This is a genomic window from Hyphobacterium sp., assembly GCF_965217055.1.
Lineage (GTDB): Bacteria > Pseudomonadota > Alphaproteobacteria > Caulobacterales > Maricaulaceae > Hyphobacterium.
In genome coordinates, this window is record NZ_OZ244227.1 from 1,625,520 (window position 1) to 1,650,210 (window position 24,691).

Below are 24,691 nucleotides of genomic sequence, written 5' to 3' on the forward strand. Positions count from 1 at the left end.
CCCATTGGTGCCACCATAGGCACGGCCTAGATTAACGTCCATGACCCACGTCCGTTCTGCCTTGCTATTGGGTTGCGGCTATGTCGCAAAAGCCACGGCGCCCCTGCTGCGCGACGCCGGGTTCGCACTGACCGGCACGACGCGGACGGCTGCGAAAGCCGATGGTCTGCGCAGGCTGGGCATCGAACCGCTGATCGAACCGGGTCCCGCGGCCCTGGTCGCTGCGCTGCAGGCGGCAAGTCATGTCCTGGTGTCGGTTCCACCGGACGCTGCGGGGGACCCGCTGCTGGCACAGATCGGGAAACCGGAGCTGCCGCGGCTTGAATGGCTTGGCTATCTGTCGACCACCGGTATCTACGGCGATGCGAACGGCGGCTGGGTCGACGAGACCACGCCGCCGGCACCGGGCGAGGCGCGTTCGCAGCGGCGGCTCGCTGCCGAGCGGAAATGGCTGGAACTGACCGGGCGGACGAGAATTTTCCGGCTGGCCGGAATATACGGACCCGGACGGAGCGCGCTCGACAAGCTGGCGGACGGGTCGGCCCGCCGCATCGTCAAGACGGGGCAGGTTTTCTCGCGCATCCATGTGGCGGACATTGCCAGGACAGTGATGGCGTCCATTGCGCAGCCCGATATCGAGGGACCGTTCAATCTCGCTGATGGCGAACCCGCCCCGCACGCCGATGTCGTCAGCTTTGCGGCGGGGTTGATGGGCGTCGATCCGCCGCCGCTCGAGAAATTTGAAGACGCGGACATGAGTGCCATGCTGCGCAGTTTCTATGACAGCTCGCGGCGCGTGTCGGGCGAGAAGACCCGGCGGGAATTGGGTGTTGATCTTGCTTTTCCGACCTATCGCGAAGGCCTGGCGGCGATCTATTCGACCTGACGGGTCAACCGCTCGGCGACTACGGTCAGGCGGGCGAGGTCCTGGTCCGTCGAGAGACGGTGGTCGCCATTCTTGATGAGGGTGAAAACCACATTCTCGCTGGTGACCAGGTCGACGCATTTCTGCGCATGCTGCCAGGGCACGCTCTCGTCGCGCATACCCTGAAGAATGCGGACCGGTCCGTCGAAGGCCACCGGTTCACCCAGAACCGACCAGTTCTTCCCGTCCTCGATCAGCTTGCGCGTGATCACGAAAATCTCGTCGTCATAGGCAGACGGTTCCTCGAAGCGGCCCTGCTCCAGGATCTGCTTACGGACGGTATCGGAAAAACTCGGCCACATCAGCGCGGAGGTGAAATCAGGGGCCGGAGCAATCAACAGGAGTCCGGCAAGTCGTTCGGCGCGTTCCCTGGCGACGAGCAGGCTGATCCAGCCGCCCATTGACGAGCCGACGACGACCTGCGGCCCATCGGTCAGTTCGTCGATGACCGCCAGAGCGTCGTCGCGCCAGCGCCCGATGGTTCCGTCCTCGAAATCACCGGATGATCTGCCATGGCCGAAATAGTCGAAACGCAGAAAACCGCGGCCGGATTCGCGCGCCCAGTTTTCCAGTACCATTGCCTTCGTGCCGTCCATGTCGGACTTGAACCCGCCGAGCCATATCAGGCTGGCCTTGCCGGGGCGGGCTTCGTGCCGGACATAGGCGATCTTCTCGCCATCGGGCCGGTCCAGGAAACGGATGTCCGGTCTATTTGTCATGGTCAGGGTCCTGTGAAACAAGTTGGTCAGACCTTTCCGTCATACCCGTCAAAAAGGTCAAGACCGGAGTGCGCGCGACCGCATGAATGTACTGCAAGTCATCCCGCAGCTCGAAACCGGTGGCGCGGAGCGCACGACGATCGAAGTCGCCGAGGCGCTCGTCCGCGATGGACATACGGCACTGGTGGCCAGCGAAGGCGGCGCGATGGTGCGTGAGCTCGAAGCCGTCGGCGGCGAACCGGTCCTCCTGCCCCTGGCGACAAAAAACCCGCTGACGGCGTGGTCCAACAGTGATGCCCTCAAGCGGTTGGTCCGGGCGCGGAAAATCGATCTCATTCATGCCCGGTCGCGCGCACCGGCGTGGAGCGCACTTCATGCGGCTCGGGCGTCCGGCATACCGTTCGTGACGACCTATCACGGCACCTATAATGCGAAGACCCCGCTCAAGCGTTTCTACAATTCGGTGATGGCGTGCGGTGATCGCGTGATCGCGAATTCCGGATTTATCCGCGACCACATCGTGGCCGAGCACGGGCTGGCTGCCGAGGCCATCACGGTGATCCCCCGCGGTGTCGATGTCGACCGGTTCGCGATGTCCGGAGACGTGCGCGCGCGGGGCGCGGTGCTCGCCGCCGCCTGGGGTATTCCCGAAGACCGGTTCGTCGCCGTGCTGCCGGCCCGACTGACCCGCTGGAAAGGCCAGCTGGTTGCCGTAGACGCACTCGGACAGCTCCAGCGGGAGGGGGGCGAAATTCCGTTCCTCGTAATGGTCGGGGGCGATCAGGGCCGCAGCGGCTACCGCGAAGAGATTGAAGCGCGCATCCGGCATTACGGGCTCGAACGCCATGTCATGCTCGCCGGCCATTGCACCGACATGCCGGCGGCTTTCTCGGTTGCCGATATTGCGCTCAACCCGTCGATCGAACCGGAGGCTTTCGGGCGTACCGCCGCGGAGGCCAGCGCCGCCGGACTGCCGGTGATCGTCGCTGATCATGGCGGCGCGCGGGAAGTTGTTGTCCACGGCGAAACCGGTTGGCGGACGCTTCCGAGCGATGCCGGCGCGCTAGCAAAAACGTTGCAGACAGCGCACAGGCTTGATACGGCCACGCGATCGGCGATGGGTGCAGCGGGACAGGCCCGGATCATGGCGCGCTTTACGGTGGCGGCATTGCAGGAATCCACCTTGCGGGTCTACCGCGAGCTTCTAGAGTAATTTTATGGAACAGACGGTCAAAGATACGATTTATGTCCTCCTGTGGGGCGATTTGCCGTCGACCGTGCGCGGTCTCGCGTCCTGTCAGCGAATCCGGGAAGCGCATCCGCGCGGCAAGCTGATCCTGTTGACCGCGCCGGACTATGAGGCGCTGTTGAAGCATTGCCCCTATTTCAGCCAGATCGAGACCGATGCAACGGCGACCGGCGCGGTGGCGAAGCTGACCTCCAAACGTATCAAGGCGATCAAGCCGAAGCTGGTCTACGACCTTGTCGGGGATGCCGATGCGCGGCGCATCAAGAACGGGTTGCGGTTCTCGCGCGTCAAATGGATCGATGCGGCGCCAAAGGCAAACGCGGGACAGCACCCGGTGGAGGCGGCTGCGGCGGCGCTTGGCCGCGCGGGTCTCGGCCGCGAGGAATTCCGTCTCGGCGAAGCGCCGTCACCGGATGTGTCGTGGGTGGATTATCTGGCGCGCAAGTCGCGCATGCTCGAACCCGAATATTTCGGCCTCAATGGCCCGTACGCGCTGCTGGCGCCGGCTGGTGACGAGGTAAAGCAGAATCTGCGCTGGCCGCGGGAGCGCTGGGCGTCGCTGGCAGAAGCGCTGCTGGCGGAAGGCGTGACACCGGCGGTGGTCGGCGGACCTTCAGCGCGCGAGATCGGCCGCCATGTCGCATCGGTGGTCAGCGAGGCCCGAGATCTGACCGGCAAGGCGAAACTGGTGCAACTGGCTGGACTGGCGCGGCGCACGCGGTTTGTCTTCGGCGAGGAAACCGACCTGCTTCATCTGCTGGTCGCCGCCGGTCCGCCGGCCGCCGCGCTGTTCCCGGACGGGGATCCGCTGGAGTTGAAAGCGCCGCGGGGCGCGTCGCCGGTTGTACTGCTGCACGCGCCGGTACTGGCCCAGTTGACCGTGTCCGAAGCGCTTCAGGCCATGCGTGTCGCCGGCGGTTTCGAGGAATCACCGCGTGCGGCTTGATTTTCCGTGTGTTGCCCTCATAACACTCCCTTCCGCGTGGGCAGGGCGGGCTGTCAGTTGACCGTCGCCTTTTTGCCTGTCTGTGGTATTTTTCGCGTTCTGGCTGTTAGTGGAGAAGTTACATAGCTCGCCGACCTTTTGCTGCGCCGCCTCCCAAGAAGGAAGGTCCTCGCATTAACCAAGATATCCGTGTTCCCCGTGTTCTGCTGATCGATGAAGACGGTGAAAAGCAGGGCGTCATGCCCGTTGAGGCTGCCATAGAAGCGGCCCAGGAAGCGGGGCTTGATCTCGTAGAAGTGTCGCCGAACGCTGATCCGCCTGTCTGCAAGATCCTGGATTACGGCAAGCTGAAATATCAGGAGCAGAAGAAAAAGGCCGAAGCGCGAAAGAAGCAGAAGACCCAGGATGTCAAGGAGATCAAACTCCGTCCGAATATCGACATCCATGATTACCAGGTCAAAACCAAGGCGATGACGCGCTTCTTCGAGGAAGGCGACAAGGTCAAGGTGACGTTGAGGTTCCGCGGGCGCGAAATGGCGCACCAGGATCGCGGTCTCGAAGTCATGAACCGGGTCAAGGAAGACTTTGCGGAGATCGCCAAGGTCGAATTCGAGCCGAAACTCGAAGGCCGGCAGATGACCATGGTGTTGGCGCCGCGATAGCGGAGCCGGCATTCGCCACCATTCGCGCAAGTTGACGAAAATCGGGCGAGAGTGCGCCCCCGCGACGATTTTCTCGTTCAAGCGGGGTTCACGCCGCACCGGTGTTTAATGCTAGTCTCCAGTCAGAAGAGGGCCAGGGGAGGTCCGGGCCCACTCTGCGCCGGTTTCGGCGGTCGGAACCGGCCGATCTAAAGGGGACTGAAACATGCTTCGCAAAACTTCCATTTCTGCCGCTGTCTCGGCAATTGTGATGATCGCCGCCAGCGGTACCGCCCAGGCGCAGGATTGGCGGCTCACGCCATCCTATGGCAGCGTTTCGCTGAGCTCGGGATACACGCCGGATCCCTATCTGGTGAACCTGCAATCAGGTGGCTCGATCGACGCGTCACGTTCAATCGGCGGCAATTGCCGCGGCTATGTGGCGAATGCGCCTGACTATCGGCTGCAGTATCGCGCGGGCACCGTGTTGCCGCTGATCATTTCCGTGAGCTCGAGCGCCGACACGACGCTTGTTGTCAACGGCCCGGACGGGCGCTGGTATTGTGACGATGACGGCGGCCAGGGGCTGAATCCGTCGCTTCGCTGGAACACGCCGATGTCGGGACAATACGACATCTACGTCGGAACGTACGGTACGGCGTCCTACCGGAACGCGACGCTTTCGATTTCCGAACTAAATTCCTACTAGTCGCCGGCGACAGCCGAGGAGGCTGAAATCATGAAACATATCCTTCCAGCTCTGGGCGTGGCAGTGATAGCTGCGGCGTCAGTTGCAGCCCAGGATGTCTCGCAACCCCCAAGCTACGGTTCGATCACCCTGAATGCCGGTTTCCTGCCGGATCCGCACAGCGTGCAGATGCGCGCCGGTGGCTCGATCCCGGTGGCGGGCAATGTCAACGGCGCCGGCGTTTGCCGCGGCCATATCGCAAACGCGCCTGACTATAATGTCTATTATTCAGCGGGCAGTTTCGACCTCTACCTCTCCGCCGTCTCGCAGCGCGACACGACGATTGTCGTGCGCGATCCGCGCGGCAATTGGTATTGCGATGACGATGGTGCTGAGGGCCTCAATCCGGGCCTCGAGCTTTCCCGTCCGGCGTCCGGTCTCTACTCGATCTGGGTCGGGACCTATTCGACCGGCTCGGGCTTGCCGCCCGCGACGCTCTACGTGTCGGAAATCGGATTCGGCCCGCGCCCGATGGGCGAAGGCGGTCTGAATCCGGCCCTGACGGCCAATTACGGAAGCCGTTCGCTGCAAACCGGGTTCACGCCCGATCCGCTCAATATCCCGATATCGGCGGGCGGAGATGTGGATGTGCGCGAGGTCGGCCCTGACGGGTGCTGGGGCTATGCCACGGCGGCTCCGGATTTCGAGCTCAGCTATGCGGCGGGCTCGACGTTCGACCTGTATCTCTCGGCCACGTCTGAGCGCGACACGGTGATGATCGTGAACGGTCCGGACGGCAACTGGTATTGCAATGATGATGGGTCCGAGGGGCTCAATCCGGGCCTGCGGTTCGAGAATCCGCAATCGGGTGTCTACGACATTTGGGTCGGGACCTATTCCTCGTCTGCCGGCACACCGCCTGCGACGCTGCATATTTCCGAGCTCGATTTTGGCGGCGACGTCATGGTCGACGGCAATCTGCTCGATTTCACGCTGCCCGCAAACTACGGCTCGGTTCAGTTGGAGAACGGGTTTTTGCCGGATCCATACAATGTCCAGATCGCTGCGGGCGGAAACATCGATGTCGGCGAAAACGGTCCGGACGGATGCTGGGGATATACAACGGCCGCCCCGGACTACGAGCTGACCTATGCGGCGGGATCAACGTTCGACCTCTACCTGTCGGCGACCTCGCAGCGCGACACGGTGATGATCGTGAATGCGCCCGATGGCAACTGGTACTGCAATGATGACGGGGCAGCAGGTCTCAATCCGGGCCTGATGTTCGAGAACCCGCAATCGGGTGTCTATGACATCTGGGTCGGGACCTATTCCTCGTCTGCCGGCACTCCGGCGGCGACATTGCACATTTCCGAAATCGAGTTTGGCGACAACTAGCCGCCAGCTCGGAACGGACACAGGAAGGGCGGCTCGCGGGCCGCCCTTTTTGTGTCGAAAGTGGACCCCGGCCCTTCCCAACCCGGTTATGTTATATTATATCGCTCACGACATGCTGATGAAGGCGCCGATGACCCACCAGACGAAATCCCTGCTTGATGTATCCGGCGCCAGCCTTTCCGTGATCTGCCTTTTACATTGCCTGGCTCTGCCGACAGCGGCCGTGGCAGCACCCGCCCTGGCACCGGAAATCGCCGAGCGGCTTTCGCTTGTCGACGGACAGGCCCATTTCTGGCTGTTCCTGGTCGCGGCGCCGGTCACGCTGCTTGCCTTCTTTTGGGGGGAGCGCGCCATGCGGGCCGGTAAATGGACCATGCTGGTGGCCGGCAGCGGCCTGGCGCTGATGCTGGCCGGTGCGGCGCACCTGTTCGCGCAGCCGGCGGAATCCTTGCTCACCGTGGCAGGTGTCAGCCTTTTGATCGGTGCCCATATCGCCAATTGGCGGCGGCGCCAGAGCGAAGGCCATGACCATGCCCGCGAATGCGGAATGTGCGAGGACTAGGCAGCGCCGCGAAACCATCCGCCTGATCCAGGGAAACAGCAAGATGAAGTCGAACAGGCTCATTCCGAGCGCGAACAGGCTGGCGAGGATGAGCAGCGGTTGGTTGAGGTGCGGATAGCAGACGCGCCGGAACCTGCTGCAGAGAATGACGTTCCTGACTTACAGGAACCCTATCCGCAGGAGCTTCAGATGCCGGACACTGCCCGCAAGTATCTCAATTTCGCGGCAATGATCGCCACGTCGATGATCGTCATGTTCGCGATCAAATATCTCAACACTTACGAAGCGAGCCTCGCGCATTTCTCGGAAACGCGATTTTAAATGACCTTCATGATGGGCGCGGCGATGGCCGTCGTCATGCTGGGTTTCATGCTGAACATGTACAAGGATGCGCGGCTCAACGCCGCAATTTTCGGCGGCAGCGTCGTGGTGTTCCTGTTCGCGCTCTGGCTGGTCCGGTCGCAGGCGACGATCGAGGACGAAAGCTGGATGGACGGCATGATCCCGCATCACTCGATCGCCATCCTGACCAGCGAACGGGCGGAGATTACCGATGTTCGTGTGCGCGCGCTCGCCGACGGGATCATCGAGGCCCAGCGCCGCGAGATTGCGGAGATGAAATGGTTGCTGGCCGACATTGCCGAGAATGGCGCGGCGCAAACCCGCGCCGAAGCCGAGGCGAGGCCGGTTCCGGACTTCAGCGTGCCCTCCGAATAGCCGCAAAGGCGCTTGCATTGGGCGCACTTTTTCCTTATGACGCCCGCTCTTTGTAAAGACCCCAGCTGTCCGGGCCGGATCGACATGCCTGACAGCTGCAAGAACGCAGGGTGGCTACGCCATCCGGAAATGGAGCGGAAATGTCGAAAATGAAGACCAAGAGCGGCGCCAAGAAGCGCTTCAAACTCACGGCCACGGGCAAGGTGAAAGCCGGCCAGGCCGGGAAACGTCACGGCATGATCAAGCGGACGAACAAGCAGATCCGCAACAAACGCGGCACCACCGTCATGGCGGAAGCCGATCAGAAGATCGTGAAGAAGAATTTCATTCCTTACGGCCTTTAAGCCCGTAAGCGACGTTTCCAGGAGTTAGAACCATGGCACGAGTCAAACGCGGTACAGTCTCCCGCGCCCGCCACAAGAAAGTCATTTCGCAGGCCAAAGGTTATTATGGCCGCCGGAAAAACGTTTATCGCGTTGCCGTACAGGCGGTCGAAAAGGCTGGCCAGTACGCTTATCGTGATCGCCGCGCCAAGAAGCGCAATTTCCGCCGCCTGTGGATCCAGCGCATCAATGCCGGTGCCCGTCTTCACGGTGTGACCTATTCCCGATTTATGTCCGGCCTCACCAAGGCCGGGATCGAAGTGGACCGCAAGGTGCTCTCCGATCTGGCCATTCGGGAACCTGAGGCCTTCAAAGCCCTGGTCGACCAGGCCCAGGCCGCGCTGGACGCTTAAGACGCCATGTCGCTCGAGATGAAGCCCGCTTGCCAGACCTGCGAGCGGGCGCTCGAGTCCGACGGCCCGGCCTATATCTGCAGCTTTGAATGCACCTTCTGTGCGCCCTGCACGGAAGACGTTCACAAACACGTCTGCCCGAATTGCGGCGGCGAGCTGGTGGCCCGGCCTAAACGGACAAAATCAACCGGCTGACCCTCGCCAATTCCGCAAACGGGCGGTAGACAGCGCAAATCCTTTTTGCGCGCTGAATTTGGCGAGGAATACAACATGGCCGGACCGTCCGATATCGAGGCCCTGAAAACCGAATTGCTGGCCAGCGTTGACGCGGCAGGTGATGCGGCCGCGCTGGAAGGCCTGCGCGTCGAAGCGCTGGGCAAGAAGGGCAAGATTTCCCTGATGATGCGCTCGCTGGGCCAGATGAGCCCGGAGGAACGCCAGGTCATGGGTCCGGCGCTGAACGGTCTGAAAACGACGATCGGCGACGCGATATCCGCCAAGAAGGAAGCGATCGAGGACGCCGCGCTCGATACGCGCCTGGCGACCGAACGCGCCGATGTCACTTTGCCGATCCGTCCCGAGCCGAAGGGCAAGCTGCACCCGGTCACGCAGGTGATGGAAGAGCTGGCCGTGATCTTCTCCGACATGGGCTTTACCGTCGCCGAAGGGCCGGACGTCGAGGACGACTTCCACAATTTCACCGCGCTCAACTTCCCGGAGGGTCATCCGGCGCGCGACACGCACGACACCTTTTTCATGAAGCCGCGAACCGATGGCTCGCAAATGGTGCTGCGCACGCACACCTCGCCGGTGCAAATCCGTACCATGATGAACGAAAAGCCGCCGATCCGGATCATTGCGCCGGGACGCGTCTATCGCTGTGACTGGGACCAGACCCACACGCCTATGTTCCACCAGGTCGAGGGTCTGGTGATCGACAAAGGCTCGCACATGGGCCACCTCAAGGGGATCCTGATGGATTTCCTCGCGGCCTTCTTCGAGACCGACATGGTCGAGGCGCGCTTCCGCCCGCACCATTTCCCGTTCACCGAGCCCTCGGCCGAGATGGACGTCAAATATTCACGCGTCGGCGACGCGGTGAAAATCGGTGAAGGCGACAGCTGGATGGAAATCCTGGGCTGCGGCATGGTGCATCCGAATGTCATCCGCTCCTGCGGTCTCGACCCGGACGAATACCAGGGGTTTGCCTGGGGGATGGGCGTCGACCGCCTCGCCATGCTGAAATACGGCGCGCCGGATTTGCGCGATTATTTTGCCAATGACACGCGCTGGCTGGCGCATTACGGCTTCTCGCCGCTCCTGCAGGCGAATCTGGCGACGGGGCTGAGCTGATGCTGGGCTGGTTCAAAACCAACCACCAGGCGCTGACCGCGATCGGTGCCATGGTCGTTGGCCTCGCAGCCCTCTACGTGGCCTGGGACCAGGCCCGCGTGATGCGCGCCCAGCAGCATGGCGCAGTGGTGCCAGCGCTGCAGGTCGATGCCTTCACCCGCAGCGAGGGCGACCGCCTGTCGATCGGCCTGCGTGTTGCCAATAACGGTGTCGGACCGGCCATGGTGCGCAATGTGCAGGTGATCCGTGACGGCGAACCCACGCAAGCGATCGAGGCGATGTTTACCGCGCTGCCGAGCGACCAGCTGGACCGCTCCTGGGTAACGCTGACCGGACGGGTGATCGCGCCGGGCGAACTGGTGACGCCGATCTCGGTGGACTGGCGGGCTTCGGAGGTGGGTACGGATGCCATTGCCGACCTGTTCGCGGAATGGGAGCGCTGGGATATCGAGATCTGCTATTGCTCGGTCTTCGATCGCTGCTGGATTGCGACCGTGCAGGTTCAGGACCGGCGCCAGGTCGCATCATGCCCGGATCCGGGCCAGGACGTATTCGAGCTGTACGGCTCGGAGACCTTCCTGATGCCCCGCGCTTTGCAAGACGAAACATCTGAAACGGCGGGAGCCGAAGAATGAAATTCACCCTGTCCTGGCTGAAAGAGCATCTCGAAACGGACCGTCCGCTGGACGAGATCGCCGAGGCCATGACCATGGCCGGACTGGAGATCGAGGATATCGACAATCCGGCCGAGGCGTTGTCCGACTTCACGGTCGCGCACGTCAAGACCGCGGAAAAGCATCCCGATGCCGACAAGCTGAAAGTCTGCACGGTCGACACCAAGGATGGTGAGAAGCAGATCGTCTGCGGCGCGCCCAATGCGCATGCCGGGATGAAAGCGGTCTATGCCGGGCTCGGTACCTATATTCCGGGTGCGGATTTCGCTCTCGACAAGAAGCCGCGCAAGATTCGCGGCGTGGAATCGCACGGCATGCTGTGCTCGGCCAAGGAACTCAATGCCGGCGAGGACCATGACGGCATCATCGACCTTCAAGGCGACTGGAAGGTCGGTGACCCGGCCGCCGAAGCGCTGGGCGCGAATGATCCGGTCATCGATTTCGAAGTGACACCGAACCGGCCGGACTGGCTGGGCGTGGACGGGATTGCGCGTGACCTGGCTGCGGCCGGCATTGGCAAGGTGATCACGCGGCAACCGAAGACGATGAAGGGCACGTTTGCCTGCCCGATCGATATCCGGCTGGACTGGCCGGAAGCGTGCCCGGTTTTCGGCGGACGCTTTATCCGCAATGTGAAGAACGGGCCGTCGCCGGCCTGGCTGAAGCGCAAGCTGGAAGCCATTGGGCTGCGCTCGATCAATATCCTCGCGGATATCACCAATCTGGTTTCGTACGACCGCTGCCGGCCGCTCCACGTCTATGATGCCGACAAGATCGGTCAGACGATCGTGGCGCGCCGCGGCAAGGGCGCGGCCGACTCATTCGAAGCGCTTGACGGCAAGACCTATACGCCAGGTGCGGAGCAGTGCGTGATTGCGGACGAGACGCGCTGTCTCGGGTTTGGCGGCGTGATGGGCGGCGAAGCGTCGGGTGTGTCCGATAAGACCGTCAACGTGTTCATCGAATGCGCGTGGTTCGATCCGGAGATCACGCGTGCGACCGGGCGCGCGACGGGCATCGAATCCGATGCGCGATACCGGTTCGAGCGAGGTGTTGATACCGGGTCGATCCAGCCGGGCCTGGACCTCGCGACCGAGCTGGTGCTCGAATTGTGCGGTGGCGAGCCGTCGGAAGTGCTGATTGCCGGCGAAGCCCCTTCGGCGCCCGAGGCGATCGACTTTCCGGTGACCGAGGTCAAGCGCCTGACCGGCATCGACCTGCCGGCCGAGCGAATTACCGAGATCCTGCAAATGCTGGGCTTCGGCGTGTCGGGCATGGGTGACAGCCTTTCTGTCGACGTGCCGACCTGGCGCCGCGACTGCACGCAGAAAGCCGATCTGGTCGAGGAGATTGCGCGTATTCACGGCTTCGACAGGATCGAGGCGATTTCCATTCCACCGCTTCCGGGCCGCCGCGAACCGACGGCGACCATCGGCCAGAACCGGGCGCGACACGCGCGCCGGGCGCTGGCCATGCGTGGCTATCATGAAGCGGTCACCTGGTCCTTCTGCTACCGCGACCACGCCGCCTTGTTCGGCGGGCATGGCGACGGGCTGGAGCTGGAAAACCCGATCTCATCGGATCTCGACGTGATGCGGCCGACCGCTCTGATCCACTTGCTGACGGCGTTGCAGGCGAATGCCGACAAGGGGGTCGAGGATCCGAGGCTGTTCGAAGCCGGTCCGGTCTATCTGACCGATGCGCCGGACGGGCAGCGCCTGGCGGTCGCCGGGGTGCGTTTCTGTGCAGCCGGCCGGCACTGGGCGGGGACACGTGAAGCCGACCTGTTCGATGCCAAGGCCGATGCGCTGGCTGCGCTCGAAGCCGCCGATGCGCCGGTCGATTCGCTTCAGGTCGCAGCCGAAGCGCGCAGCTGGTGGCATCCGGGCCGGTCGGGCGTGCTCCGTCTCGGGCCGAAGAATGTGCTTGCCGAGTTCGGGGAAATCCATCCGCGCGTGTTGAAGGCGCTCGGCGTGGAAGGACGGGTCATCGCATTCGAAGCCATTCTCGATTCCATTCCAGCACCGAAGAAGAAGGCTGCAACCAAGGCGCGTCCGGCGCTCGACCGGGCCGAGCTGACGCCGGTGAAGCGCGATTTCGCCTTCCTCGTCGACGATGCCGTTGCTGCCGATACGCTGGTGAGGGCCGCCAAGGGCGCTGACAAGGCGATGATCACCGAAGTCAGCGTGTTTGACGTCTATGCCGGCCAGGGCGTGCCCGAGGGGCAGGTCTCGCTGGCGATCGAGGCGGTGATCCAGCCGCGCGAGAAAACGCTGACCGACAAGGAGATCGATGCCATCGCGGCAAAGATCGTGGCCAATGTCGAGAAAGCCACCGGCGCAAGCCTGCGGGGATAGGCATGGGACCTGATCCGCGGCGATTGGCGAATGCGTCCGATGCGGAGCGGAGGGCGTTCGTCATCGAGGCGGTGTTTGCAAATGCGACCGCGAGAGCGGTGCTGGAACGCGCACAGACCATCGATTTGCCGGACTGGGCGCTGATGGCAGGAGCGGTCTATCAGGCGGTCTGGAACCGGCTGACCGGCCGGCCGGCCGATTATGGCGTCAATGACTACGACCTCGCCTATTGCGATCCATCCGACCTGACCGAAGCGGGTGAAGCCGCTTTTGTCGAACGCGCGAGCCGCGCCTTCGCCGATCTCGATGCCGAGGTCGAGATTTGTAACCAGGCAAGGGTACCGATCTGGTTTTCCGCCTTGTACGGGGTTGAACGGGCACCGATCCAGTCAACCGAAGACGCGGTGAAGGAATTCGCCTCACTGACCCATGCGGTCGCCATCCGGCTAGCGGCGGACGGCACACCGGAGGTCATAGCGCCTTACGGCTTCGACGAATTGTTCTCACTGGTCGTGAAGCCGATGCCGGATATTTCAACGCCGGACCACTGGAATGCGAAGATTGCCCGGCAAAAACAGCTCTGGCCGGAGATCGAATTCGTGCGGGCGATGGTAACTTGAGTCGTCGCCAATAATTACTTTCGTCATCCCGGGGCGCGCCGCAGGCGCGAACCCGGGACCCAATCCGTGACTCGAGCGGCCCGGCATGGGTCCCGGATCAGGCTGCCGCCTGTCCGGGATGACCATTGATCAGTTGTTCGACCCTAAGCCTGCGCGGCGACGCCCTGGCTTTCACCCTTGCGAGCCGAGCGCCGGCGGCGATTGCGGCGGCGCTGGCTGCCGCTTTTCGGGCTGCCGCCCCGCGCGCCCTGGCTGCCGGAATTGCGATTGCCGCCCGATGGATGGCTGCGGCCCTTCGGCTCTTCGGAGAAGGGCTTGGACGGGTGCTCGATCTTGCCGGTCTCGTCGGTGACGGCGAGACGGTAGCCGATCAGGCGCTCGATATCCTTGAGCAGAGCGCGCTCTTCCGTATCGCAGAAGGCGATGGCGGTCCCGGTGGCCCCGGCGCGCGCCGTGCGGCCAATACGGTGGACATAGGATTCCGGCACGTTCGGCAGCTCGTAATTGACGACATGGGACACGCCGTCGACATCGATACCGCGCGCGGCGATGTCGGTGGCAACGAGGATGTTGGTCTTGAACGCCTTGAAGGAATCGAGCGCCCGCTGGCGCTGGTTCTGCGACTTGTTGCCGTGGATCGCCACTGCGGCCAGATTGGCCTTGACCAGACGCCGGCAAACCTTGTCGGCGCCGTGCTTGGTCCGCGTGAAGACGATGGCACTGGTCACGCCGGGCTGGCTCAACACCTTCACGAGGCGTTCGAGCTTCTGCGGTTTTTCGAGGAACTGGACGGTCTGGTCGATCTGCTCGATCGGACGCGCGACGGGCGCGACAGACACCTGCACCGGATCGGTGAGGAAGTCGTGCGCCAGCGCGCGGATCGGCTTCGGCATGGTGGCTGACAGGAGCGCGGTCTGACGGCTACTCGGCGTGGCGCTCAGGATCCTGCGGATGCTGGGCAGGAAGCCGAGATCCATCATCTGGTCGGCTTCATCGAGCACCAGCGTCTTCAGACTGTCGAGGCGGATGGCGCCGGTGTTCATATGATCCAAAAGACGGCCAGGCGTGGCGATCAGCACGTCGACGCCGCCCTTCATGGTGCGGATCTGGGCGCCGGGTTTCACGCCGCCCATCACAACGGCGATGCGCGGGCGAAGATGACGGCCGTAAGTCGTGACGGACTCGGCGATCTGAAGCGCCAGTTCACGCGTCGGTGCGAGGATCAGCGCGGTGCAGGATTTCGGTTGCGGCCGCGTATTGGCGCGAGCGATCGTGTTCAGGATCGGCAGCGTGAAGGCGGCGGTCTTGCCGGTACCGGTCTGGGCGGTGCCCAGGAGGTCGCGGCCGGCCATGAGCGCCGGAATGGCTTCGGCCTGGATCGGTGTTGGCTCGGAATAGCCTTCGGTTTCGAGGGCTTTGAGAATGGGCTCGGCGAGGCCGAGATCTGTAAAACGGGACAAATTCAATACTTTCACATGTTGCCACGCGGCGGAATGGCCCATAGCCTATTCCCGCGCGCAGCGGTTCTTCAATATAGGGAGCTTGCGTAGACCAGCCGCCTGGGAGGACGCTCATCATTGTGAACGAGGGGCTTACGGCGGTGGTCCGGAATGGACCTTCGCGCGGCCTATAAGGCACCGCCTGACCGGAAGCCGGACATCTACGCGCGGTGCAGAGACGGGCGCTCTGTCACATGTCTTCATGGCAATAGCAAGGCGAAAAGATCAATTTCCGAACGCCGGATGGTAGCAAACAGTGCCTTCGCCTGCCGGGATGTCGCGCGGGACAATGATTTGAAAAGCCTGGCGCATCTCGGGTATCGACCCGTCATCGGCTTCCCACGTCCAGCCGCGCTCGATCGCCGGGCTGAAGCCGAAGCGGGTGTAATATTCCGGTTCGCCGAGCACGCAGAAGAACGCAACCGGATAGGGCTTGAAATGTTCGAGCCCGGCTTCGATCAGCGCGGATCCGATGCCCTTGCCCTGATGGTCGGGCGCGACGGCGACCGGTCCGAGTCCGAGCCCGCGAAGGATGCGGTGGCCGGGGAGGTGAACGCTGGCCGGGGAGAACATCACAGTGCCGATGATCTGGCCATGATGATCGGCGACCAGTTCAAGACTGTCAGCATCGTCGGCGCGCAAGGCCTCGACGATGGCGGCCTCGCCAGCTTGGCCGAAAGCGGCGTTCAGTACAGCTCTAATACCGGCGAAATCACCTTCGCCGGCGGTCCGGATCTGCATCAGGCGTGGCCTAGAAGGGCAACCAGTTGCGGCGGCGGGAATAAGCGAGGTAGCCGACATTGGCACCGGCGCGCAGGCCAACACCGGAGCGGATCGGTGCCAGGGTGATGCCGTCAGCACGCTGATAGTTCACGCCCAGACCGGCGATGAAATAGGCCGAACCCTCGACGCCCGGAAAGCGGCGGTAAATGCGGTCGGTATCATCCATGTTGTAGACCAGCACAAACACCCGGCTGGCATTGCCACCCGTGTCGAAACCGATCGACGGGCCCTGCCAGTAGACGTGCGCACGTTCGCCATTGCGCATGGTGAGATAACCTTCGCCATAGCGCAGGCCGACGCCGACTGCGCCGGCGATTTCTTCACCGGCGACATAGCCGACCGGGCGGCCGAGATCGGAAAACACACGTTCCAGAACAGCGGCGGCCGCTTCGGCCGTCACGCCGAAGAAATCGGAGACTGTTTCGACCATTTCATCCTGGGAATAGGTGTCCACTCCTTCCGAATACTGGCTGGGCTGGCCGTAATCGGTGTCCTGGCCGAACGCTGGCGATGCGAGGCCGAAAGCGGCAATCAGTGCGAAGGCGAGGCGGCGGATCGACATGGCTGAGTCTCCTGAACTCGACGGCTGCGCAAATGATATTGCGCAGGAATTCCGGCAACACAATGACGATCCGGTTGAAGCGACGTTAAGCGGGCTCCGGTTTTGTCACGCGCGATCGGCGCGAGAACGCGGCGCCGCTGCCCATTCCTACCAAGCCGGGGACCGCCCGTTCAGGCCGGCGCGAGCCCGTCAATAACCGGGCTTCGCCCTGCAGTATGGGCGGGCCCTCTCCGCCGTTTTCGCCCTCTGATCGAGCGTTTGCATGCATGGCACCGGGCTTCACGCTGACAAGCCGCGAAAAGGCTTGCGCATACAGCGCTTGGCGGACCCCACTTGCCAGTGCTACTTCCCGCGCCATGACAACCGATCCCAAGCTGATCCGCAATTTTTCCATCGTGGCGCATATCGACCACGGGAAATCGACGCTCGCCGACCGCCTGATCCAGATCACCGGCGGGCTGACGCAGCGCGAGATGAAGGAGCAGGTGCTCGACAATATGGAGCTCGAGCGCGAGCGCGGCATCACCATCAAGGCCCAGACCGTGCGCTTGAAATACACGGCGCAAGACGGGCTGACCTACACGCTCAATTTGATCGACACGCCGGGCCATGTCGACTTCGCCTATGAGGTCTCGCGTTCGCTTTACGCCTGCGAGGGCGCGCTGCTCGTGGTCGACGCCGCTCAGGGCGTGGAAGCGCAGACGCTGGCCAATGTCTACCAGGCGATTGACGCCGACCTGGAAATCGCACCGGTGCTGAACAAGATCGACCTGCCCGCCGCCGAGCCGGAGCGGGTGAAGGCGCAGATCGAGGACGTGATCGGCATCGAGGCGCAGGATGCGATCGAGATCTCGGCCAAGACCGGGCTCAATGTCGAACAGGTGCTGGAAACCATCGTCACCAAGCTGCCGCCGCCGGAAGCCGGCGATCCCGACAAGCCGCTGAAGGCACTGCTGGTGGACAGCTGGTATGATTCCTATCTCGGCGTGATCTGCCTGGTGCGGGTCATGGAAGGCCAGCTGAAGAAGGGCATGCGCGTGCGCCTGATGGGCACGGGCGCGGCCTATGGCGTGGACGGGGTCGGTTTCTTCACCCCGGCGAAGACAAATGCCGACGTGCTGGGGCCGGGCGAGATCGGCTTTCTCAACGCCTCGATCAAGCAGGTGCGCGATGCTCGTGTCGGCGACACGGTCACCGATGACCGGCGGCCGGCCGACAAGGCGCTGCCCGGCTTCAAGCCGGCGATCCCGGTCGTGTTCTGCGGCCTGTTCCCGGTCGACTCGGCGGAGTTCGAGGATCTGCGCGATGCGATCGAAAGACTGGCGCTCAACGATGCCTCCTTCTCGTTCGAGATGGAGACCTCGGCGGCGCTGGGTTTCGGTTTCCGCTGCGGCTTCCTCGGTCTTTTGCACCTGGAAGTGATCCGCGAGCGACTGGAGCGGGAATACAATGTCGAGCTGATCACCACGGCGCCGTCCGTGGTCTACAAGCTGAGAATGACGGACGGCACCGAGATCGATCTTCACAACCCGGCAGACATGCCGGACCCGGTGAAGGTCGACACGATTTCCGAACCGTGGATCACGGCGACGATCCTGGTACCGGACGAATATCTCGGCGGTGTCCTGAAACTGTGCGAGGACCGGCGCGGTATCCAGCAAGAGCTGACCTATGCCGGCAGCCGCGCCATGGTGGTCTATGAGCTACCGCTGAACGAGGTGGTGTTCGATTTCTATGACCGGCTGAAATCGGTGACCAAGGGCTATGCCTCCTTTGACTACCAGTGGAAGGACTACCGCGAGAACGACCTCGTGAAGATGGCGATCCTGGTCAATGACGAGCCGGTCGATGCGCTCTCCATGATCGTCCACCGATCGCGTGCCGAGGCGCGCGGAAGGGCGATGTGCGAGAAGCTGAAGGACCTCATCCCGCGGCACATGTTCAAGATCCCGATCCAGGCGGCCATTGGCGGGCGGATCATAGCCCGCGAAACGCTGTCCGCGCTGCGCAAGGACGTCACCGCGAAATGCTATGGCGGCGATGCGACGCGGAAACGGAAGCTTCTGGAAAAGCAGAAGGCCGGCAAGAAGAAGATGCGCCAGTTCGGCCGCGTCGACATCCCGCAGGAAGCGTTTATCGCGGCGCTGAAGATGGACGGGGATTAACTGAAACTTGCTCTATAGGTGGCGGTTTCGAGTCGAACTTTTTCATTGAGCGGTGGGTCAATTCGAAAAGCTCTCGGCTGGCGCGCAAAGTCGTAAATCCTTAGAATTTGAAACGCTTCAGGCTTTTCACGCGATAGAGATTCTTCGTTTCTAGAAAGAAAGAATGGTGTGCGTGGACTTCCATTGGTTGTCTTGACTTCCAGAAGTCGCTGAAGTCCATCAGATTCATACGACAAAATGTCGTATCCCGCGCCATCCCCTTCTTCTTGAGAAACCCACACGATCTGTTTGGCGAGGTCCTTTCTGCCGGCTTCCGTGAGTCGCCGCTTCTCGTGCTCGATTGCCATCAGTTCGCCAGCTAATCCTAGCGAACGATTGGCCGCATCGCGCTTCACAGGATCAAACTTTCGGATCAGTCGCTCTAACCCTTCTTGTTTAGGCTCTTTCGAGTCTAGCGACGGTGCAGCTTCTTCAAACAGGGTAGCAGGTTCCGCTATAGCAAACGGTTTGCTTGCCTCGTCCGTGTCCAACCAAGCGTGACGTGGAATGGCGCGTTCAATAGCATCAAATATTGCCTTCTGAATGTTTGGCTTTGGCCGATAGCCCTTGATGGTGGGCAAGCTAAGCTCCCTCAAGACAGCAGAAATATTCATATGCTTGAATTCGACGGAACGATGGGAGCGGCCCGTTTGGGACATGATCAACTTGGCGCGATGTAATTTGACGAATGGCTTTCCGGTTAGCTCGTCGCGAAGCATCGACAAATAGTCATCTACGATGAAGTCCAGTTCATCGTCGGTCCAATCTTTTCCGTGGACGGTGTTGTTCGCCATTCCACCAATTTCGATCACCACATGACCTTGGGTCAACGCGAAATCTAATTGCTGAAGAAACTTACTGCGGAAGGCTAACTTTCTTCTGGAAACTGCGCCAGCTATCCTCCCACGCATGACGCTTGCGCACGAGTCCCACCATGAGCCCAGCACATCCCTGCCTGTGCACCGACATGCCGAAAGCTATGCGGCGCTGGTGCTGGACGGCGGATACGAGGAGCTGACCCTCGACGGGCGGTTTGACTGCGTACCGGGCATGCTGGTGATCCATCCCGCCTGGCATGCGCATGGCGATGCGTTCGGACGTGGCGGGGCGGTGGTGCTGAACCTGCCGGCGCCACTGGCCGACGGTTTCTGTGCCATCCGCGTGGTCAATGCCGCGGCGCTTGAAATACTGGCGCGGCGTAATCCGCAGGCTGCTGCAGAGGCGGCGTGCGAAGAGGCGGAAACAGTCAGGCCGAAGGCACCCGCTGACTGGCTGATCGAGCTGACCCGGCTGATGATCAAATACCCCGGCGAAAGGATCGACACGCTGGCTGCGCGATGCGGTGTGTCTGCCGAACATGCCGCGCGCGCCTGCAAGCGCTGGTTCGGGATGGGACCGGTTGATCTGCGCAAGGAGCGGCGCCTTCAAACCGCGATTGCGCTGCTCCGCGCAGGGGCGAGTCCGGCGGATGCCGCGCTGGCGGCGGGCTTTGCCGACCAGCCGCACCTGACGCGGCTCCTGAAACAGGCGACCGGGCACACGCCGGCACGTTTTCCGCTCAACTGATCAATCCTGTTCAAGACGAAGCGCTGACCGGCCTGCTCTAACTGTCGGCGGGAAGGGGTTTCACCCTTGATCAGGAGACCGCTTTTCATGAAACGATTTGTCCTAGGTATTGCAGTGCTCGGTCTGGTGGCCGGAGGCGCAGCCGACGCTCGTCGGGTCCACCAGGGCCACCACACTTCCCTGGACCTCGGAGCGGTCACGGACCGCGACGGGGTGATGACCACGCAATGGCGCGTCACGCGCGCCGAAGGCATGGACGCGGTGCTGCTGGTTGGCGCCGCCGGAGGCGACATCATGCAAGCGGATATCTATCCGGAAGAGATTGCCTGGGTGCGCGAGAATGTCTCCGCCGAAGGGCTGGCCGCCATTGACGCCATAGATCAGCGCCTGCGTCAGGGCATTGGCGTTCTCTCCGGTCCTTCCATGGCGTATTTCTTTTCAGCCAATGATGTCGAAACGATCGAGGACGTTATTGCCTCGGCGCGCGATCCGCGCGAACGTTTGATGCCGATGCTGATGACGTCGCCGCACTGGGACCCGGACCGGTTTGACGCGGCCGTCCAGTTGATGCCGACGATCCAGATCGCGTTCGAGGCCCTGCGCGATGCCGGTTATTCCGAATGGTATGCGGAAAATTTCGCGGCCGATGTCGAGGCCGGAATCGCGACCAATCTCGCAGCGGTGTCGCCCTATGACCTCATCCCCGAGCAAGCCAGCCTGCTCGGCCGGGAGCTGGATCCAGATATCGAGATCCTGGTGGCAAATTTCTCGCGTCCTTACGGTATTCGCATCATGGGGCAACGCTTCGTGGCCTGGCATGGCTGGGAACCGGCGATCCAGTTGCGCGTCGCGGCGCACGAGATTTTCCATCCCCCCTTCGATCCGAATGATGCCGAGCTGATGGAATTGCTGTCCGAGCTGGAGACCGACCCGTGGATGATCTCCATCGTCGAGGACCACGATCCGGGTTTTGGCTATCGCACATTCAGCGGCGTCATCAATGAAGGCTCGACCCAGGCGCTCGACCAGATCGTGGCGGACCGTCTCGGCTTCGCACGCGCGCCGGGTGACCGCTGGCGGCATGCCGATGGCGGCATGCACATGTTCGCCGCTGCCGCCTACCACGCCATGATCGAGGACGGATTTGCGGAAATCGGCGGTAATTATTCCGACTGGCTGAAATCAGCGCTTCGACGCGGGTTGCTGTCACCTGCGGAAACCCGCCGCCGCGCAGCCGAGATCGTCGGCTGGGAAGCGGTCAACCAGTGGGGGCCGGAAAGGGCGAGGGACTGACGGAAATTCTCTGGTTGGCGGCGTCAATCCGTCTATATGATGCCCAAACACACAATCCGGAGCCCGACCATGATCCGTTCCCTGCTGGCCGCCAGTGCGGCCCTGACTGTTTCCACGATGGCCTTTGCCGAGCTCGAGCCCGGCGAAGCCGCACCGGACTTCACCGTTGCCGGTTTCCAGGCGGGAGAGCCGGCCGAGTTCACCCTGTCCGAGGCGCTGGCCCACGGTCCTGTCGTGCTGTTCTTCTTCCCGGCCGCCTTCACCGGCGGCTGCGAAGCCCAGGCGGCGAGTTTCGCCGAAAGCATCGCCGACTTCGAAGCGTTGGGGGCGCAGGTGATCGGCGTGACGGCCGGCAATACGGATCGGCTGGCCGAGTTCTCGACCCAGCACTGCGCATCGGCCTTCCCTGTGTTCGCTATCGCCGAAGGGATGATGGGCGATTATGAGGTCGGCCTGCTGATGCGACCGGGCTGGACCCAGCGTACGACCTATGTGATCGGCACCGATCAGACGATCGCACTCGAATACACGGAGATGAGCCCGTACGAGCATGTCGACCAGTCGCTTGCGGCGCTGCGGGCGATGGCACCGACACAGTAGTCGGGACTTCAATTCGATCCGGAATCCTGTTTTGCTGCTCTGCAGCAAGGCTGGACCGGAATGATGAAAGCACTCCTGCTCGAGAACATTCACCCCGACGCCGACGCGGTGCTTGAGCGCGTCCCGGGCATCGAGATCGAGCGCCGGACATCGGCGCTGGATGCCGATGATCTGAAGGCCGCACTGGACGGTGTTCAGCTGCTCGGTATCCGGTCGCGGACCCGGATCACGGACGAGGTCCTGGCTGCAGCGCCCGATCTTCTCGCCATCGGCTGTTTCTGCATCGGTACCAACCAGGTCGACCTCGATGCTGCGGCGCGGCGCGGCGTCGCTGTTTTCAACGCGCCGTTCGCCAATACACGGTCGGTCGCCGAACTGACGCTCGCTTCGGCAGTGATGCTGATGCGGGGTATTCCCGAGAAGCTGGCGGCGATCCGGCGCGGCCAATGGATGAAGTCGGCCACCGGCGCACACGAGGTGCGGGCCAAGAAGCTCGGCATTGTCGGCTATGGCAATATCGGCTCGCAATTGTCAGTGCTGGCGTCCGGGCACGGCATGCATGTCTATTTCTACGATACCGAGCCGAAGCTGGCGCATGGCAATGCCCGCCCCGTCGGCTCGCTCGACGAGCTGCTGGCCCAGTCCGACATTGTCACCCTGCACGTGCCGTCGACGCCGCAAACGCGGATGATGATGGATGCGGCAGCGATCGCGAAGATGAAGCCGCGCAGTTTCCTGATCAATCATGCGCGCGGCGACCTTGTTGATGTAGAGGCGTTGGCCGAGGCCCTGCAATCGGGTCATCTGGCCGGGGCGGCGATAGATGTCTATCCGACAGAACCGGCGTCGAAAAACGAGGAATTCGTCAGCCCGCTACGGGCCTGCGAAACGGCGCTTCTCACGCCGCATATCGGCGGGTCGACGGAAGAAGCTCAGGCTGCCATCGGTACCGATGCCGGGCTGAAGCTGATGCGTTATGCCGGCAGTGGCGGATCGGCCAAATCGGTGAATTTCCCCGAACTGGAAGCCGGCGACATGATCGCCGGGCGAACGCGCATTCTCGCCCTGCACGGAAATGCGCCAGGCTATCTCTCCGAGCTGACCAAGCTGGTCTCGGGGGCCGGGCTCAACATTGCCGCGCAATATCTCAATACGGCGGGCGAGTTGGGTTATGTGTCGACCGATGTGGAAGGCGACGTGCCAGCTGACCTGCTCGACACATTGCGAAATGCGCCGGGCACGATTCGCATCCGTACGATTTCCGCCTAGCCAAGCAGGGAGCGGGCGAGCGCTTCGACGGTCTCGGCATAGTCCGGCGCTCGCTCGGCCACGGCTTCACGGCGGGCGATGGCGCCGAACCCGATGAAGTGATCGGCGGCGCCGGCGGTCAGGGTTTCCAGGTCGGTGACCCCATCTCCGACCATCCAGATCGCGGCATGGTCGCCTTGTCGACCGATCCGCGACAGGATGTCCGGCTTGCCACCATTATCCGACAAGGGATTGGAGACATCGATGCCGGCAACGGTCTCGCCTTCCCACAGGAAAGTGTTGGCGAAGATGTCGGTGGCCTCGAAGCCGAGATCGCGCAGGGCGAGGCGCAAGAGATCCGCAAATCCGCCGGAAATGGCGCAAACCCGGTCGCCGCGCTGTCGCAGGGCGGTCAGCAATTCCGGCATGCCGGGCGTGATCTGCTCTCGGAGCTCGATGGCCGCTGCGGCGATGTCTCCGCGCTTCAGCGTGGCCAGATCAAGCCGCGCGATCAGCGATTGGCGGAAAGACAGCGTTCCATTCATGCCGCCCGATGTCAGGCGGTCGATCCGTTCCCTGACTGACGGTCCGAGCTTCCGGACCAGGGCGAAATCCAGGCTCTCGACAGCAAGAAGCGTGGAATCGACATCGAAACAGACAAGGCGTTGGGCACTAATCAATGAGGCCGGCCTTCCGGCCCCAGCCGGTATAATCGCCTTCCCGCCGGGCCTTCAGCTCGTCTTCGGACGGCGCATCAAACATGGGCTTGGGCTCGATGCCGGCGCCGTCGAGTACCCGGTTCATATAAGCGTAGAGGGCCGCCACGGCGACAGCGTCATAGAGGGCGTCCTCGCTCCAGCCGGCGTCATAGACTGCCTGCGCCTGGGCGTCGCTGGTGTCACCCGGAGCTATTGTGACCTGGCGCACAAAATCGAGCAGCGGCACCATTCTGGGCTCGATATCGGAATAGCGCGGGCCGGAGACGACCAGTTGTTCAATCAGCTCGCTGTTGACGCCGAAGGCCTGGGCCATCGCCTTGTGGGCGCCGAAGCAGAATCGGCAGGCGTTGAGCCCTGAGGCATAGGCCGCGATCAACTCGCGGGTGGCGACGTCGAGTTCGGAGGGTTCGCGCATCAGCGCGTCGTGGAGTTCGAGCAGCGGTTTCACACCGCGGGGAAAGCGCTTGAACAGGGCTTCCAGGTAATCGCCGTCTTTCAGGCTCGGATATCGCGGCATGGCAGGCTCCGGTTTCTTGCTAATCCGCCCCGGCTTGGATGCGCTGTCAACTCGGTGGCGTGTGTCCGGCGTTCAATTTCCGGCCAGGCGGGGCGGTTCCGCGTTCAGCGTCGCC

At 62.6% G+C, this 24,691-nt stretch carries 26 protein-coding genes and 1 pseudogene; 20 read left to right on the forward strand and 7 right to left on the reverse strand.

What is annotated here, in order from left to right; translation table 11 throughout:
• The first annotated feature begins 40 nt into the window (after positions 1-40).
• Positions 41-886, forward strand: coding sequence for an SDR family oxidoreductase (locus tag ACOOFN_RS08220; protein ID WP_420430628.1), 846 nt, complete (start codon positions 41-43; stop codon positions 884-886).
• Here ACOOFN_RS08220 and ACOOFN_RS08225 read toward each other — a convergent pair.
• Positions 874-1,644, reverse strand: a complete 771-nt coding sequence (locus ACOOFN_RS08225; protein WP_420430630.1) for an alpha/beta hydrolase — start codon at positions 1,642-1,644, stop codon at positions 874-876. The two genes, ACOOFN_RS08220 and ACOOFN_RS08225, sit on opposite strands and share 13 nt — an antisense overlap.
• 82 nt (positions 1,645-1,726) lie before the next feature.
• On the opposite strand from ACOOFN_RS08225, the gene ACOOFN_RS08230 reads away from it, so the two are divergent.
• From ACOOFN_RS08230 to ACOOFN_RS08295, 14 genes and pseudogenes are all read left to right on the forward strand, one after another.
• Positions 1,727-2,857: a glycosyltransferase family 4 protein gene (locus ACOOFN_RS08230; RefSeq protein ID WP_420430632.1), complete on the forward strand. Its 1,131-nt coding sequence runs from the start codon at positions 1,727-1,729 to the stop codon at positions 2,855-2,857.
• Between the two features lie 4 nt (positions 2,858-2,861).
• On the forward strand, positions 2,862-3,839 hold the full coding sequence (locus tag ACOOFN_RS08235; RefSeq protein WP_420430634.1) for a glycosyltransferase family 9 protein: 978 nt from the start codon (positions 2,862-2,864) through the stop codon (positions 3,837-3,839).
• A gap of 122 nt (positions 3,840-3,961) precedes the next feature.
• Complete coding sequence (gene infC / locus ACOOFN_RS08240; protein WP_420435039.1) at positions 3,962-4,501, forward strand: translation initiation factor IF-3; 540 nt, start codon at positions 3,962-3,964, stop codon at positions 4,499-4,501.
• 205 nt (positions 4,502-4,706) lie between these two features.
• A complete protein-coding gene (locus ACOOFN_RS08245) occupies positions 4,707-5,189 on the forward strand; it encodes a peptidase S1 (RefSeq protein ID WP_420430636.1) in 483 nt (160 codons plus the stop codon).
• A 30-nt stretch (positions 5,190-5,219) separates the two neighbouring features.
• Positions 5,220-6,566: a hypothetical protein gene (locus tag ACOOFN_RS08250; RefSeq protein ID WP_420430638.1), complete on the forward strand. Its 1,347-nt coding sequence runs from the start codon at positions 5,220-5,222 to the stop codon at positions 6,564-6,566.
• An 88-nt stretch (positions 6,567-6,654) separates the two neighbouring features.
• A complete protein-coding gene (locus ACOOFN_RS08255) occupies positions 6,655-7,128 on the forward strand; it encodes a MerC domain-containing protein (protein ID WP_420430640.1) in 474 nt (157 codons plus the stop codon).
• 189 nt (positions 7,129-7,317) lie between these two features.
• Positions 7,318-7,845 (forward strand): annotated as a pseudogene (locus tag ACOOFN_RS08260) (DUF305 domain-containing protein).
• A gap of 140 nt (positions 7,846-7,985) precedes the next feature.
• Positions 7,986-8,189, forward strand: a complete 204-nt coding sequence (gene rpmI / locus ACOOFN_RS08265) for a 50S ribosomal protein L35 (protein WP_420430642.1) — start codon at positions 7,986-7,988, stop codon at positions 8,187-8,189.
• A 32-nt stretch (positions 8,190-8,221) separates the two neighbouring features.
• Positions 8,222-8,581: a 50S ribosomal protein L20 gene (gene rplT / locus ACOOFN_RS08270; RefSeq protein WP_420430644.1), complete on the forward strand. Its 360-nt coding sequence runs from the start codon at positions 8,222-8,224 to the stop codon at positions 8,579-8,581.
• Positions 8,582-8,587: 6 nt separating this feature from the next.
• Positions 8,588-8,776 carry a DUF1272 domain-containing protein gene (locus ACOOFN_RS08275; protein ID WP_420430646.1) on the forward strand — a complete coding sequence of 63 codons (189 nt, stop codon included), beginning with the start codon at positions 8,588-8,590 and terminating at the stop codon, positions 8,774-8,776.
• Positions 8,777-8,851: 75 nt separating this feature from the next.
• Entirely contained in the window at positions 8,852-9,934 is a 1,083-nt protein-coding gene (pheS, locus tag ACOOFN_RS08280; protein WP_420435041.1) for a phenylalanine--tRNA ligase subunit alpha, read from the forward strand.
• Complete coding sequence (locus ACOOFN_RS08285) at positions 9,934-10,569, forward strand: hypothetical protein (RefSeq protein WP_420430648.1); 636 nt, start codon at positions 9,934-9,936, stop codon at positions 10,567-10,569. Before pheS ends, ACOOFN_RS08285 begins: the two co-directional genes overlap by 1 nt.
• Positions 10,566-12,965: a phenylalanine--tRNA ligase subunit beta gene (pheT, locus tag ACOOFN_RS08290; protein WP_420430650.1), complete on the forward strand. Its 2,400-nt coding sequence runs from the start codon at positions 10,566-10,568 to the stop codon at positions 12,963-12,965. The genes ACOOFN_RS08285 and pheT overlap by 4 nt, the downstream gene beginning before the upstream one ends.
• 2 nt (positions 12,966-12,967) lie before the next feature.
• The gene (locus ACOOFN_RS08295) at positions 12,968-13,585 is read left to right on the forward strand and encodes a nucleotidyltransferase family protein (RefSeq protein ID WP_420430652.1); all 618 of its coding nucleotides are present in this window, start codon (positions 12,968-12,970) and stop codon (positions 13,583-13,585) included.
• 143 nt (positions 13,586-13,728) lie between these two features.
• Here ACOOFN_RS08295 and ACOOFN_RS08300 read toward each other — a convergent pair whose 3' ends face one another.
• The 3 genes from ACOOFN_RS08300 to ACOOFN_RS08310 form a co-directional block, all read right to left on the reverse strand.
• On the reverse strand, positions 13,729-15,045 hold the full coding sequence (locus ACOOFN_RS08300) for a DEAD/DEAH box helicase (protein WP_420430654.1): 1,317 nt from the start codon (positions 15,043-15,045) through the stop codon (positions 13,729-13,731).
• 264 nt (positions 15,046-15,309) lie between these two features.
• Positions 15,310-15,825, reverse strand: a complete 516-nt coding sequence (locus ACOOFN_RS08305; protein WP_420430656.1) for a GNAT family N-acetyltransferase — start codon at positions 15,823-15,825, stop codon at positions 15,310-15,312.
• Between the two features lie 10 nt (positions 15,826-15,835).
• A complete protein-coding gene (locus ACOOFN_RS08310) occupies positions 15,836-16,429 on the reverse strand; it encodes a DUF1134 domain-containing protein (RefSeq protein ID WP_420430658.1) in 594 nt (197 codons plus the stop codon).
• A 356-nt stretch (positions 16,430-16,785) separates the two neighbouring features.
• Here ACOOFN_RS08310 and lepA point away from each other — a divergent pair, with 356 nt between their 5' ends.
• Complete coding sequence (gene lepA / locus ACOOFN_RS08315) at positions 16,786-18,594, forward strand: translation elongation factor 4 (RefSeq protein WP_420430660.1); 1,809 nt, start codon at positions 16,786-16,788, stop codon at positions 18,592-18,594.
• Here the strand turns inward: lepA and ACOOFN_RS08320 are convergent.
• A complete protein-coding gene (locus tag ACOOFN_RS08320) occupies positions 18,591-19,544 on the reverse strand; it encodes a DUF3883 domain-containing protein (protein WP_420430662.1) in 954 nt (317 codons plus the stop codon). The two genes, lepA and ACOOFN_RS08320, sit on opposite strands and share 4 nt — an antisense overlap.
• Between ACOOFN_RS08320 and ACOOFN_RS08325 the strand changes: the two genes are divergently transcribed.
• From ACOOFN_RS08325 to serA, 4 genes are all read left to right on the forward strand, one after another.
• Positions 19,543-20,199, forward strand: a complete 657-nt coding sequence (locus ACOOFN_RS08325; RefSeq protein ID WP_420430664.1) for a helix-turn-helix domain-containing protein — start codon at positions 19,543-19,545, stop codon at positions 20,197-20,199. The genes ACOOFN_RS08320 and ACOOFN_RS08325 overlap by 2 nt on opposite strands.
• Positions 20,200-20,286: 87 nt before the next feature.
• Positions 20,287-21,492, forward strand: a complete 1,206-nt coding sequence (locus ACOOFN_RS08330; protein ID WP_420430666.1) for a hypothetical protein — start codon at positions 20,287-20,289, stop codon at positions 21,490-21,492.
• Between the two features lie 69 nt (positions 21,493-21,561).
• Positions 21,562-22,092, forward strand: coding sequence for a peroxiredoxin (locus ACOOFN_RS08335; protein WP_420430668.1), 531 nt, complete (start codon positions 21,562-21,564; stop codon positions 22,090-22,092).
• 60 nt (positions 22,093-22,152) lie between these two features.
• Positions 22,153-23,361: a phosphoglycerate dehydrogenase gene (serA, locus tag ACOOFN_RS08340; protein ID WP_420430670.1), complete on the forward strand. Its 1,209-nt coding sequence runs from the start codon at positions 22,153-22,155 to the stop codon at positions 23,359-23,361.
• Here serA and ACOOFN_RS08345 read toward each other — a convergent pair.
• Together ACOOFN_RS08345 and ACOOFN_RS08350 are read right to left on the reverse strand one after the other, a co-directional pair.
• Positions 23,358-24,020, reverse strand: coding sequence for an HAD-IB family phosphatase (locus ACOOFN_RS08345; protein WP_420430672.1), 663 nt, complete (start codon positions 24,018-24,020; stop codon positions 23,358-23,360). The genes serA and ACOOFN_RS08345 overlap by 4 nt on opposite strands.
• Positions 24,013-24,576 (reverse strand): carboxymuconolactone decarboxylase family protein, encoded by a 564-nt coding sequence (locus tag ACOOFN_RS08350; protein ID WP_420430674.1) that lies wholly within the window; start codon positions 24,574-24,576, stop codon positions 24,013-24,015. Before ACOOFN_RS08350 ends, ACOOFN_RS08345 begins: the two co-directional genes overlap by 8 nt.
• Positions 24,577-24,691: the final 115 nt, after the last annotated feature.